Origin of the sequence: Paenibacillus lentus (assembly GCF_042714055.1) — a bacterium.
Taxonomy (GTDB): domain Bacteria; phylum Bacillota; class Bacilli; order Paenibacillales; family Paenibacillaceae; genus Fontibacillus; species Fontibacillus lentus_A.
Window position 1 is genome coordinate 71,043 of record NZ_JBHGVC010000004.1, and the last position, 12,057, is coordinate 83,099.

The window sequence follows — 12,057 nt, forward strand, 5'->3', positions numbered from 1 at the left end:
TTGCCTTGAACACCGGAACCAATCAAGGAATTAATTCTCAAATCGCGTAGGATTAATTCGTACTGGCGGGCGCGTATTCCAATGCGAAACGCCAGCTCTCATGGTAAAGCAGTTCGAACCTGGATCGATGTTGAGATATGTATAGACAACCTGAAGATGTGGATATCTACACAAATACAAGGAGTGTGTTATCAGATGGAATATGTAAAACTTGGACGTAGCGGATTAGAGGTTTCAAAGCTAAGCCTTGGAACCATGAGCTTTGGAGTGCCTGAACGCGGCAATACCCCATGGTCGCTGGATGAGGAGCAAAGCAGACCGATTATTAAAAAGGCACTCGAACTGGGCATTAACTTTTTCAGTAGTGCTAACATGTATTCCGACGGAACAAGTGAAGAAATTCTTGGACGTGCTTTAAAGGATTTTGCTCGTCGTGACGACGTCGTTATCAGTACAAAGGTATTTGTTCCAATGCGCAAAGGCCCAAATGCAATGGGGCTTTCCCGCAAGTCTATCATGACCGAAATTGATCATAGTCTAAAACGACTTGGGACAGATTACGTTGATCTGTACCAGATCCATCGTTGGGATCCTAATACGCCTATTGAGGAGACAATGGAGGCTTTTCACGATTTAGTTAAAGTAGGCAAGGTCAGATACATTGGAGCATCCTCCATGTTGGCATGGCAATTTGCGAAAGCTCAGCATGTCGCAGAGCGCAACGGCTGGACGCGATTCATTTCTATGGAAAATAGACTTAACTTGCTCTATCGGGAAGAAGAAAGAGAAATGCTCCCCCTTTGCAAAGATGAAGGTGTTGGCGTCACTCCTTACCTTCCTTTGGCTGCAGGTCGCTTAACCCGGGATTGGAATGAGCAGACCTCGCGATCCGAGAATGACCAAGTAGCAAAGTCGTTGTTTATTAAAACGGAAGAGGCCGATCGCATAGTCGCGAAAAGAGTTGCGGAGGTTGCCGCTAACCGAGGAATACCATGCGCACAAATTGCACTTGCATGGCTGCTGCAAAAGGAGGAGGTCACGGCACCGATTATCGGTTCGACCAAAATCAGTCATATCGAAGATGCGGTTTCGGCGTTATCGGTTAAATTGACGTCTCAAGAAATTACCAGTTTAGAGGAATTGTATATACCACATCCATTGGTATAAATTTGGCGCATATAAGACGTGCATTCGCCTCGATATCATTCTGAATCGACATCCTCACCAATGATCGATTCTAAAATCGAAACCCTATGAATTGAACTCTTCATGGATGCTATCCATGAAGAGTTTATTCGCTTTTGCAGTGATACGGTGAACCGTATCATAAGTGACGGCGAAAATATAGAAGATGCGGAATAGTTCAAAAGAAGGTGTCTCGAAGTTCTAAAGTGACGGAGAGACACCCTCTTTTCTCATGAGGAGTGAATCATATACATTTCCAGAATTCAGGTAAAAAGTAGGTGGTTTCAGGACAAACGAACACTATAATGAAAATAAGATACATATTATATAGGGCTAATTTATTGGTAATGGAGGTTATCCTGTGGGGAGATCATTCGCAAATTTGCATATTAAGTCGAATAACCTTGAGAAGACTATCAAAGCATTAAGAGAGTTAAGCAAAGGGCATCCCAAAGTATTAGGTGAAAATGAGAATCAAGAGGCTAAAGTTGTTATGTACATAAGCAAAAGCAACGAGAACTGGGTCAGCGTGCTCCATGATTATTTTGTATGGGGCACGGTAAAGAAGATCGGCAAAACATTGTCTCAGCTTACCGGGGAGCCAATAATGACCGCCGGATATATGAATGAGGAAATATTCGAGTTGTCGATTTTCGAGGATGGAGACATCCAGGCCGAAAGAATCTTTTGCGAACCGTGGACGAGGGATGAATATGAGCTTAAAGAAGAACGTCTTAATGATGACTACTTGCGAGAAGCGTTGGATATCCGTAATGAGGATCTTGACGATTTTATAAGGATCACTAGCCCAGGACAAGCCGTAGATAAGCTGTCGGAAATTGTAAAAATGTCTTTATGGAGTGATTCGGAGTGGATACCATACGAAGAAACTCTTAGAAGTAGATTTGAGAAATATGAATTTTGAAAGAGTAGCGGTGAACCAAGAATGGCTAAGGACGTATGGGAGAACATTCTAAAACATATTGAAACGATATCGCAACCGATTTATTCTACGGTAAACCCTCCTGCTACAGAGGAAGAAATAAACCTCTTGGAAAGCACATTAAACGTCCAACTACCTAGTCATTTTCGCAGCTATCTGTCTACATGGAACGGACAACAAGAGCAAGTACCTTTTATCGGCTACAACTCCTTTTTGTCTATCCCGGATATCATCGAAACATGGTCCATGATGAATGATTTGTTTGAGGACGAAGAGCGGGTGGATTGGATCGACGAAGATCGGATCAAGCCTCTGATTTGGAGCAAAAAATGGATTCCGTTTACCGATTTTGAAGCATCCTCGCGTCTGATACTGGATTTAGACCCGGGGAAAAACGGCATCTCGGGACAAATCTTTAAATATCACTCAGGTATGAGCTATCAAGAGGTGATTGCAAACTCATTTGAAGAATTCTCTAACGAAATTTTAAAGAGGCTCCAGTCCAATCAATTTTCGTATACTGACGATGTTATTGCGTTTGATGATTCCTATTTTGTTTGAGATCTGTCCAAGGAGGTATAAATGAAGCTAGATTTCTCATTAGATACACATGGAACGTGCGTCGGTCAATTGAGAGATGAACTGTTACCGTTAGAGGAATTGGCAGAAACATGGAAGTTTCCGTATGATATTCATTTTATATTACGTGTTTTACCTGAAAGTTACGGTCGAAAAACATTCAGACGCTTTGATAGCAGGGATCACGTTTTATATTTAGACATCAGCATCATCTATGAGCAGTATCAACGGATGTCAAAAAATGAACAACGCGAAGCTTTAGGTATTTATCTCTATGATTATATGTCGGAGTCAATTACAAAATATAAAAAGCACGCAGATGAGAAAACACAAGATCAATTATCGATCCGGGTAAAAAATTGGATGCTAGAAAACAATTGGTTGGATGGAAAGATCAATAGAGCAAGGGCGCTACTTACGCAGAATACGGGGCTTTACGAGGTCAGCCGACAATTCCAAATGCCATTAGAAGAAATTGAGTATATCCTTCTCCGCATGCATGACTATGAGCCAACTGAAGCTCATCCGGATAACATTGCAGCAGAAAAAGCCCCGCCATACCATTTGTAGAATGCATATGGATTGGGATCCATAGTGAATCCGAAATTTAAAAACAGAAAGGGGGCAACGGTTATGAAATCGACGCAAGAGATTGAGGAGCTGGCGGCAGAGATCGCTGGTGCTGCCAGGATGTCTTTTCGCACTCTTTTTGAAAATGGTGAGCGTTTCTATTACTGCACCCTATTTACTACTGAAGAGGGACATGCGCCAAGCATCTCCGCTTGGTCATGGGAGGCCTTGGAGAGGGAAGCGGCCAGGCAAGGAGACGAAAGCAACACGCCGGAATCAATGATTGCGGAACTCATCAAATGGTCCTATGCCGATTCGCCCTATTGTTGTTTCAGGGATGAGAACTTCGAGACGTTAAACAATTGTTTATGGAGCGTCCTGCCATGGCGGGGCTTGAGGCTGATGAAAGGAATCGCGAGTTTGAATCGAGGCTGAAGGCTATGGAGCTAGCGATGAAAATGCTCGATGATGAAGGCGTGTTTGCCTTGAATCAACCGCGAGAGTCGGTGTGCGTTCTTGTCGAGGTCATGCCGCCGGATGAAATCAATACCGAAATCGCCCTGCGTTTGAATCGGGCGGAGTCTTCGGCTATGCAGGCATGGCTGGCGGAGGCGGCGGAGTAAGAGTATCTGAATTTTAGAAAGATGAATCCACTCTCTGACTTATTAGGCGGTGAAATAAATGAATAGATTAAAACACAGCGGATTCTATAAACTTAAATTCTTTATAACGCCAGAGGAATTTAACGATGTTTTAAAACTTTTTGAGCAGAAACAAGCACAATTTAGCCGTACTAATTATGCCCAGACAAAACATGACCACACACAAGTTTATGAGGCTTATGAAAAGTTCTACCAATATTTCATACCGCAAGAAAAGCCCGATTACCACCCTTTCTTTGTATATTCTATTTCTTTTACTGCTGATCATGAAAGTTCTGGATTCTTTGTAAGAAACGAAAGTATTAGGTTTCCATATCTCCAACAATGGGCAGAAGATGAATTGCCATATATTATGTTTTCCTTACCGAAAGGTTTTCAAATTGATTTGGAGGACGAAAAAGGGAAGTATTATATTTACGAGGATATTCGGGAACATCAGCCATTGACGTATACGTTTTTTAACGAAGTAGCAAACCATATTAAAAAAATCACAACACCGCTTCGTTTTTTTGCACATGCGGCAAATGCTTTGCAAGAGCAAAAGCCGCCTTTTCGCATAAGCAAAAATGCGATAAATGACATAACGAACTCTTGGATTTTTAAAAAATATAAGCTTGTTATGACCAGCAAGTAAATCACAGACTTCTGCTTCATGCCAAATAGGAGGTTACGGATGCGCAAAAAATGGAAAAGAAAGATTCTGATCAATAATCCTGTTGCGCTGGATCGGGTACAGATCAAGGAGGACTTGCGCGACGGTAACCAAGTAATTGTTCAGTTCTCTCACCCGGATTTTTATGCCTCCATTTTGGAGGAAGTAGATGAGCTTTGCGCGCGTTTGGATGAGAACTTCGGAGTACGTTTCTACGGGCATTATTCCCTTTCGTTCGATGGTCGTACGCTCCTGAGGATTCCCCATGTCAAGATGCTGCATCTCAATTGTCTCGTCCAGGCACATAACACCGAAACATTGGCCAGGCTGGAACACTTGCACAGTTTGAATCTGGGCATATATGAGCTGGAGAATTCGGATATTTTGGGAATAGACTCGCTGCACTCTTTAAGAGATTTAACCATTATCTCGGATAAAAAGATTCTCAACCTGCAATATTTTAAAGAGTTCTCTCATCTGGAACATTTGCATGTTGGGGGCAAGGTGAAAAACCTGGACGCGATAGGCGATCTGGAAGATTTAAATTACCTCGCGCTACATTCGATTAGTAAATTACCGTTACATTTTATAAATCGATTGAAGAAGTTGAAGCATCTTCGTATTTTGCTTGGAGGGCGAGAGCATATTCAGGAAATCGAAGAGAATGATATCGACGACTTGGAGATTTGTAGAACCCGGGGTTTTCATGACCTGAGCAATATTACGAAATTCCGAGCGTTGACGAGCCTTAAGATTGAGGATCAAGCCAGGCTGCGGGAAATCGGCTTTGACCGGGGGATGGAGGCGCTGGAGGAGATAACCATTTCTAATTGTAAAGGTTTGGCTCGTTTGTCGGGAATGGAGCGGTTGCCGTCGCTGCGCAAGCTCCGCATTTTCAAAACGGCCATCGATTTTGAATCCTTCATCCAGCAAAGGCTTCCAAGCCCATTGTCCGAGTTGGAATTCATGACCTCTAAGAGCAAAGCAGATCAAGAAATACAAGATTCCTTATTGAAGCTGGGTTTTCAAAAATGGAGCATCTAAATCAAGAGTAGAAGAAAGGATGACGGAAGTGCCAAATGATAACCATGCTCGCCCTTCGGCTTCTGTTAGAGAAGCCGGTCGTTATCCCATCGACCTGACGGGTTCCCGCAGTCACACTCTTGTTATTCAGCCCGGTGTGGGCAGCCTATCCATCGGACCGTCGCAACTGGGGAAAAAGGCGGACCTTCACGTTGCGCCAGACGAGAGAATCGATTGGACCGTATTCGATGCCTTTGCCACGCCGGCGGGCTCGCCCTGGCCGAGGTTTCTGCACTATACAGGCAGTGACGCGGGCTTCTTGGATTGGGCGCAGAAGCGTCCCATTGAAGAGATGACGTGGGCTCCGGTCCTGTCTGCCGATACGGTGATGGACGCCAGCCAGTCCAATATTTATGGCTTGCATATCGAGCTGGGCCCGTCTGGAGGGCGTTTGAGCTTGAAGCTTCCGAAGAAGCCTTTCCGCTTGAACGTGTCCGGCGATCTATTACGCTTCTCGGCCACTGGAAATATGCCGTCTTCACTGACACTAGCCCCGCGCACCAGCCGACGCAAGAATGATCCTCCTTTCACACTGCCCGACCTGGATGAATTGCACCAGGTGACGAGCCTGACGCTGCAAAACACGCCGCTGGGACAGCCCATCTCGCTGGACTGTCTAGACCGGTTCCCAAACCTTGACTCACTGAGCCTGTGGGGGAACTTCTGTGACATGGACTTGTTGGCTCGTCATGTCCAGTTAACGAATCTGGAGCTGCGCTTCATGCCTGATTTGAAGGACTTGCCCTCCTTGGACACGTGGCCGTTGCTTGACAGATTTATCGCCTACAATGTGGAAGAGACCACGGGCAAGCGCCTAAGGCAGCAAATGAAAGCACGCGCTAAAACACGCCCATGGGCCGGCTATGCTTCAGTGAGCCAATTGCGAAAGTCTGAGTGGTGGACGAGCGAATTCGGACGCCCGTTCTCGTCCTGGCCTAAACGTCTGGCCAAACTGGCTAACGAAGCTTATAACGCTGCACAGGCAGCCTTGGCTCAGGCCCGCAGCTTTGCCGATGCCGAGGCAGCCATTACCGCTTTCACCGTGCGCTTCAATACCCTCAAAGGCATCGAAACCACCGAAAGAGAAGACCTTGGCGAAGCAGTATGGCAACTCAGCCAGTCTGATCACCTGATTGGCCAGCCAATAACGGAGGAGATGGCTCAACACTGGTTCGATGCAGCGCGCGATTACTGATTAAAATGTGCTTATGAACGGGCACTGGAAACAGTAAAAATTGGGAGAGGAGTGTTGACCGGTGATCACCGTTTATGAGGAACAGCGGAATGGAGCTGTAGCGGAAACGATCGAGCATTCCCATGCATCGCTTGACACGTGCGTGGAAGTCATCCGGCGAATGGATGGATTCATATGCAGCCAGGTCACGATTCGGTACATGGAGAACATGATCATGATCGGCGGCGGCAGTCATGAGTTCATTGTTACCGTGGAGACCAGTGCTGCGATTCACAACCTTCTCGGCCCACTGGAGGAAGAAGACGAGTTTGTTGAGATTACAGTAGGCGGCCAAGCCTGTGAATTCCCACAGAAGTACATTGTTAGCCTTGAGCTTATTGAATCCGCACTCCTGCAATTATTAGAAGGCATAACTGCTGAGCTGAACTGGGAAATTATTGATAAGTAAGTCAATAAAAACAGACGAAGTTTATCCCGAAAACAGCATTGGCTGGGAAGGAGATTACCTATGAAAGATGCGTTAATGGAGAGATTAAAGATTTTTCTCCATCGGGAAGATAATAGAACACTAGTAGGCATTCCGGCGAGCGAAGAGGAAATTGCTAAGGCACAGCAACGACTGAATGTAAGCTTTCATGAGGACTACATACACTTTATCAAGACGTTTGGGGGAGCCTATGCAGGTCTTGCGATACATGCATTCTCTAATGGCTCTAGTCTCGGAAATGAAACGGTTATCGATTTGACGCTGGGGTTCCGAGATCAATTCAAGGAACCTCCCTTTGCAGAGGTTCTGCGAACCAGTTATGTCATTTCTATGGATGGATCCGGCGATCCGATTATCATTAATCAGGCAGGGAAGGTTTTCATCTGTTATCACGATACAGGGAGATCAAGTTGCTGGCGGATTCCTTCAGGGAGCTGATCGAGGATAATTTTTATGAATGGTAGTTAGTCCAGTTTGGTAGATTAGGTGGTCGGGGCGGTACGGAGTCCTGCATGTCCACCTTGAAATCTATGAGCGAATTGAAAGACAGGGGGAGTACTCATGTACATCGTATCACGGCCAAAACCGCTGCCTGATGGCCAAAACCAAGTGCTTGCGAAGGAAGACGCCGCTGTTTATCCACCAGGCTACCTTCGGTTTTTGCGGCGATTCGGCGAAGGGACTTACAGAGGGTGGATCAATGTCCAATTGCCTGATCCGGAGGTGCTGAAGCCTTTTGCCGAGTACGGGTTATGGGAGTGTGACGAAGACAGCCCCATTACTGAGCAGCAGATCGGCGAGTGTATCGCTATAGGTACGACGGTGGACGGTGATTTTCTGGCAGTACATCCCCAGACGGCTGGGCTGCTCTGGCTGCCTCGGCATGCGGAGCATATAAAAGCCATTTCGCCGCAGACACGTGAGCAGGAAGACGATGGGATGTATGCCTTGGTGCTGGACGAAATATACCGTAAGGTGTATGGAAGCAGCCAAGAGGAAGCCGTATATTATGAACCGTGGACGGGCACTCGGAGTCATCTCTTTTTGCGTTTACCACCAGGGAAGGGCCAGATTTCGCTGCCCGAGTTGGCCGGAATGTGCCAAGTGGATTTTCCACCGGATTTGTCCATTGAGACCTCATATGCTTGCTTCCTGTTCTACCAGCGACTGGGTGGCTATGTGCGATTGAATTATGCCTATCAGCAAGAGGTGGCTGTCTTCTATGATCAGGATGCACAACAGGCGTTTGCCGTGATAGAGCAATGGCTCTTATCGAAAGGGTGCGAAACGATTTCGTAAGATTTTGAAGTAGGGGTGTGGTATGGGATGATCGTTCTGAAAGATATCGGGAGGTTCGAGGAGCTGCCGGAAATCGCGATGCATATCTACAAAGGAAATATTCCGGCTTTACACGCTGCAATTGCAGCAGGCTGGGATATTGAGGATGGCATCGAACTTAGCAAGTATACCACGTTAAGTCCGTTGGATCTGGCGCTTGTATCGGAGAGAATGGATGTTGTGAAGCTGCTGGTAGAGCATGGCGTCAACCTGAATGTTAATCATAATCCGGCCTTTTTGCGAGCTGTTCGCTATTGCAAGGAGGATATCATTCGCTACATTGCAGCGCAAGGCGCCAAGATGGACAAGCTCAATCAAACGGGGTCAGGCGCATATTCCCAGGCCTACTATGGCAACAAAAACAATATTCCGCTTATTTATGAGCTGGGATTAGATATCAAGCTGCATGGCGGTGCTGTATTGCGTCAAGCCGTATCGAGCCATGACTATAAGACACTCACGTATTTGCTCGATCAAGGGGTGGACATTAATTACAATGAACCGGATATGGTCTATCCTTACCAAGCAACTCCGTTAACCGTGGCAGCGCGTATGGGTAATTTGGCTATGGTCAAATTTTTGATTGATCACGGCGCGGACGTTACTTTAGCGGAAAAGGACGGCGAGCGGCCGTATACCATTTCAGTCAGCAATAAGAATACAGTCTTGGCTGACTATTTGAAATCGCTGGAGCCGGTTGATTTTCATAATGTGGAAAACAAAAAGTATGAGCTGAAAAAATACAAATTAACCGATGAACTGGTCGGTTTTCTTACTGGAGACAAGCTCCGCCTTGAGCTGGCGCAAAATGAATATGAAATCGGTTATATCGACTTTTTCACATTGACGGATACGATTGAGATGAAAGTCGGCAGGCAAAAGCTGCTGCGTCTATCAGCCGATATCGACAATTACTCCGATCTGCAGTTGGTTTGGAATCCGAAGAAAAAAGGTCTGATAGGCTGTTATGACGTGGAGCATCAGGCTTATGCGGATTTATGCAGCTTTACCGAGTTCCTCACGCAGCCTGAAATGTACCTCATAAAGTTTCTTGAGGGAGAGCTGTAAAATGCCTATATATTTTCACCAAAATGGGGACGACCTATACATTCGTACATAAAATTAAACAAAGATTAAACCTGACGGCACCAAAAAGCCAACCTAAGAATGTTAGGATGCTGTTGAGGTGATGAGAATGAACGTTAAGAAGAGGAAATGGGCAGGGTATGTGGCGTTCATCTGCGGGTTATTATATGCTCTTCCGCACTTTTGGTGGGGTTTGGGGATTTCTTTTGGTTTCCCTGGAGATTTTGCAAAGGTACCGGATGCTGCCCTATTCAGCTTATCATTCGTTTATAAGTGGGGAGATAAGCTGCCGAGGCTGTTGAAGCTCATTCCTGCATGGATCGGATGTATTGGATTATCCATATGGGGCTTTAGCTTCTTTGTCCTGAAGTTTCAAATGGCGATTGGACGTGTCGTTTCCGCTCCCTCTTTTGCAGAACAGGATGCAAGCCCGATGGCGGCATGGGGATATGTATGGTATGCACTGTTCCTTGTCTGGGGAATCTCGCTTGGCTTTGCTGCCTATTTCGAAGGCAAAATCACAAAAAAGTAGACAGCTCATTACCACTAGACGATTACTTCGGTGATGCTCTCATTTATATAAATAACATCTTTAAGGGTCATCCTTTGCGGGATGGCCCTAAAACTTGCCGTTACAGACACCGCGGAGAGCCATGCCATAAGTAGGGCAAGTTTTTTTCGGAATGGTAACCATGATTACAATTAATGAAGCAGCTGTATAATTGAAAAGGATATGTCTTTGGAGCGGCTCGTCCAGAAGGAAAATTTAATTATAGACTTGTTGGATTGTGGGCACTACACTAGGTAAAGCGACAGAGAAAAAATAGGGTAGGAGCTTGTTAAAAGTGACATTAACCGATCGTATTCCATCATGGAAAAAACTTAGTCTTTTTGCTGTAACTTGGCCTATTCTCATCGATTCCGTGCTCCGGATGCTGCTGGGCACGGTGGATGTATTTATGTTAAGCCGGATCTCCGATAAGGTGACCGGGGCCGTAGGCTTGGCCAACGAAATTATTTACTTCTGTATTCTAATGTTCGGCTTTGTCGGCATCGGCACCAGCGTTGCGGTTGCCCAGTATATCGGCGCCGGACGGGAGAAAGAGGCAGGCCGCATCTCGGCGAACGCCATTACGTTAAACCTGATTTTCGGAGTGCTCGTCAGTCTGGTCCTTTTTCTATATGGGGAGCCCATCTTGCAGCTGATGAAGTTAAATCCCGACCAAATCGGAATTGCAAGCCATTATTTAAAAATCATCGGCGGTTTTATTTGGATTGAGGCGCTCTCTTATGCGGTTTCGTCGGTTATCCGTTCGAGCGGACACACCAAAAGCGTGATGTTTGTAACCCTGGGCGTCAATCTCGTTCACGTCGCAGGAAATTATCTGCTTATTTTCGGGAACCTGGGCTTTCCGGAGTGGGGCGTGACGGGAGCAGCCGTATCCACGGTCGTTAGCCGCTTGCTCGGCATCGTCGTTCTTTTTATCATTCTGTACCGCCGCAGTCCTGCACCGATTCGTGGAAAAGATTACGTGGTCTGGAACGGCACCTACGTAAAACAGATTTTGCATGTCGGCTTGCCCGCTGCAGGCGAGCATCTCGCCTGGCAGTCGCAGTACCTCATGATCATCAGTTTCGTTAATATGATCGGCATTACTGCGCTAAATACCCACGTTTACGTCATGAACATCTCGAACTATTTTATGGCGATTGCTTTGGCGATCGGAGCAGGTACGGAAATTATTGTCGGGCAAATGGTCGGTGCGGGGGAAATGAAAGCAGCTTACAAGAGACTCATGAAAAGCGTGAGAATCAGCTTTGGGTTAACTTTAGCTATCGTGGGTGTGGCATCGATATTCCGGCATGAGCTCATCGGCATGTTCACGAAAGACCCCGAGATCATTGCCGCCGGAGCGGGTATTTTTCTGCTTTCCATCATTCTCGAACCCGGCCGGACGTTCAATATGGTCATCATCAATTCGCTGCGGGCCGCCGGGGATGCACGTTTTCCCGTCTTCATGGGCGTGCTCTCCATGTGGGGAGTCTCGGTGCCGCTTGCTTATGCGCTGGGTGTTCATTTCGGGTTTGGGCTGCTTGGCGTATGGATTGCTTTTACGGTGGACGAATGGCTGCGCGGTATGATCATGCTGCTTCGCTGGAGAAGCCGGGCCTGGGAGAAAAAGGCCCTCGTGAAGCCTGTTTCCGTCCCGGAAAATGGCATGGGGGCGCAGGCTTAAACAGGTATGTTTTATTAAAGGTTTTTGCAAAAGGCCGCTT

General features: G+C 46.3%; 13 protein-coding genes and 1 pseudogene. All 14 read left to right on the plus strand.

From position 1 onward, the window contains the following. Nucleotides 1-195: 195 nt before the first annotated feature. The 14 genes and pseudogenes from ACE3MQ_RS10300 to ACE3MQ_RS10365 all read left to right on the plus strand — a co-directional run bounded on the left by ACE3MQ_RS10300 (nt 196) and on the right by ACE3MQ_RS10365 (nt 12,017). Nucleotides 196-1,167 (plus strand): aldo/keto reductase, encoded by a 972-nt coding sequence (locus ACE3MQ_RS10300; protein WP_379392531.1) that lies wholly within the window; start codon nt 196-198, stop codon nt 1,165-1,167. Between the two features lie 511 nt (nt 1,168-1,678). Continuing rightward, on the plus strand, nt 1,679-2,110 hold the full coding sequence (locus ACE3MQ_RS10305) for a hypothetical protein (protein ID WP_379392532.1): 432 nt from the start codon (nt 1,679-1,681) through the stop codon (nt 2,108-2,110). A 21-nt stretch (nt 2,111-2,131) separates the two neighbouring features. Then, nucleotides 2,132-2,689, plus strand: a complete 558-nt coding sequence (locus ACE3MQ_RS10310) for an SMI1/KNR4 family protein (protein ID WP_379392533.1) — start codon at nt 2,132-2,134, stop codon at nt 2,687-2,689. A gap of 21 nt (nt 2,690-2,710) precedes the next feature. Next, nucleotides 2,711-3,277, plus strand: coding sequence for a hypothetical protein (locus ACE3MQ_RS10315; protein ID WP_379392534.1), 567 nt, complete (start codon nt 2,711-2,713; stop codon nt 3,275-3,277). Between the two features lie 120 nt (nt 3,278-3,397). Then, a pseudogene (locus tag ACE3MQ_RS10320) lies at nt 3,398-3,900 on the plus strand (DUF4303 domain-containing protein). 58 nt (nt 3,901-3,958) lie between these two features. Further along, nucleotides 3,959-4,573 (plus strand): hypothetical protein, encoded by a 615-nt coding sequence (locus ACE3MQ_RS10325; protein ID WP_379392535.1) that lies wholly within the window; start codon nt 3,959-3,961, stop codon nt 4,571-4,573. A 39-nt stretch (nt 4,574-4,612) separates the two neighbouring features. Then, on the plus strand, nt 4,613-5,635 hold the full coding sequence (locus ACE3MQ_RS10330; RefSeq protein ID WP_379392536.1) for a hypothetical protein: 1,023 nt from the start codon (nt 4,613-4,615) through the stop codon (nt 5,633-5,635). A gap of 19 nt (nt 5,636-5,654) precedes the next feature. Further along, complete coding sequence (locus tag ACE3MQ_RS10335; protein ID WP_379392537.1) at nt 5,655-6,869, plus strand: hypothetical protein; 1,215 nt, start codon at nt 5,655-5,657, stop codon at nt 6,867-6,869. Nucleotides 6,870-6,930: 61 nt separating this feature from the next. After that, nucleotides 6,931-7,317, plus strand: coding sequence for a hypothetical protein (locus ACE3MQ_RS10340; RefSeq protein WP_379392538.1), 387 nt, complete (start codon nt 6,931-6,933; stop codon nt 7,315-7,317). 60 nt (nt 7,318-7,377) lie between these two features. Then, nucleotides 7,378-7,794 carry an SMI1/KNR4 family protein gene (locus ACE3MQ_RS10345; RefSeq protein WP_379392539.1) on the plus strand — a complete coding sequence of 139 codons (417 nt, stop codon included), beginning with the start codon at nt 7,378-7,380 and terminating at the stop codon, nt 7,792-7,794. 123 nt (nt 7,795-7,917) lie between these two features. Continuing rightward, a complete protein-coding gene (locus ACE3MQ_RS10350) occupies nt 7,918-8,655 on the plus strand; it encodes a hypothetical protein (RefSeq protein ID WP_379392540.1) in 738 nt (245 codons plus the stop codon). Nucleotides 8,656-8,682: 27 nt separating this feature from the next. Then, complete coding sequence (locus ACE3MQ_RS10355; protein ID WP_379392541.1) at nt 8,683-9,762, plus strand: ankyrin repeat domain-containing protein; 1,080 nt, start codon at nt 8,683-8,685, stop codon at nt 9,760-9,762. 121 nt (nt 9,763-9,883) lie between these two features. After that, complete coding sequence (locus ACE3MQ_RS10360; protein WP_379393056.1) at nt 9,884-10,312, plus strand: DUF3995 domain-containing protein; 429 nt, start codon at nt 9,884-9,886, stop codon at nt 10,310-10,312. Nucleotides 10,313-10,625: 313 nt separating this feature from the next. Beyond that, complete coding sequence (locus tag ACE3MQ_RS10365) at nt 10,626-12,017, plus strand: MATE family efflux transporter (RefSeq protein ID WP_379392542.1); 1,392 nt, start codon at nt 10,626-10,628, stop codon at nt 12,015-12,017. The last annotated feature ends 40 nt before the right edge of the window (nt 12,018-12,057 follow it).

Bases quoted from the DNA above. Each gene is read 5' to 3' on its own strand.
- ACE3MQ_RS10355 (WP_379392541.1), top strand. From the start codon at position 8,683: ATGATCGTTCTGAAAGATATCGGGAGGTTCGAGGAGCTGCCGGAAATC.
- ACE3MQ_RS10300 (WP_379392531.1), top strand. From the start codon at position 196: ATGGAATATGTAAAACTTGGACGTAGCGGATTAGAGGTTTCAAAGCTA.
- ACE3MQ_RS10335 (WP_379392537.1), top strand. From the start codon at position 5,655: ATGACGGAAGTGCCAAATGATAACCATGCTCGCCCTTCGGCTTCTGTT.
- ACE3MQ_RS10315 (WP_379392534.1), top strand. From the start codon at position 2,711: ATGAAGCTAGATTTCTCATTAGATACACATGGAACGTGCGTCGGTCAA.
- ACE3MQ_RS10350 (WP_379392540.1), top strand. From the start codon at position 7,918: ATGTACATCGTATCACGGCCAAAACCGCTGCCTGATGGCCAAAACCAA.
- ACE3MQ_RS10325 (WP_379392535.1), top strand. From the start codon at position 3,959: ATGAATAGATTAAAACACAGCGGATTCTATAAACTTAAATTCTTTATA.
- ACE3MQ_RS10330 (WP_379392536.1), top strand. From the start codon at position 4,613: ATGCGCAAAAAATGGAAAAGAAAGATTCTGATCAATAATCCTGTTGCG.
- ACE3MQ_RS10310 (WP_379392533.1), top strand. From the start codon at position 2,132: ATGGCTAAGGACGTATGGGAGAACATTCTAAAACATATTGAAACGATA.
- ACE3MQ_RS10345 (WP_379392539.1), top strand. From the start codon at position 7,378: ATGAAAGATGCGTTAATGGAGAGATTAAAGATTTTTCTCCATCGGGAA.
- ACE3MQ_RS10305 (WP_379392532.1), top strand. From the start codon at position 1,679: ATGTACATAAGCAAAAGCAACGAGAACTGGGTCAGCGTGCTCCATGAT.
- ACE3MQ_RS10360 (WP_379393056.1), top strand. From the start codon at position 9,884: ATGAGAATGAACGTTAAGAAGAGGAAATGGGCAGGGTATGTGGCGTTC.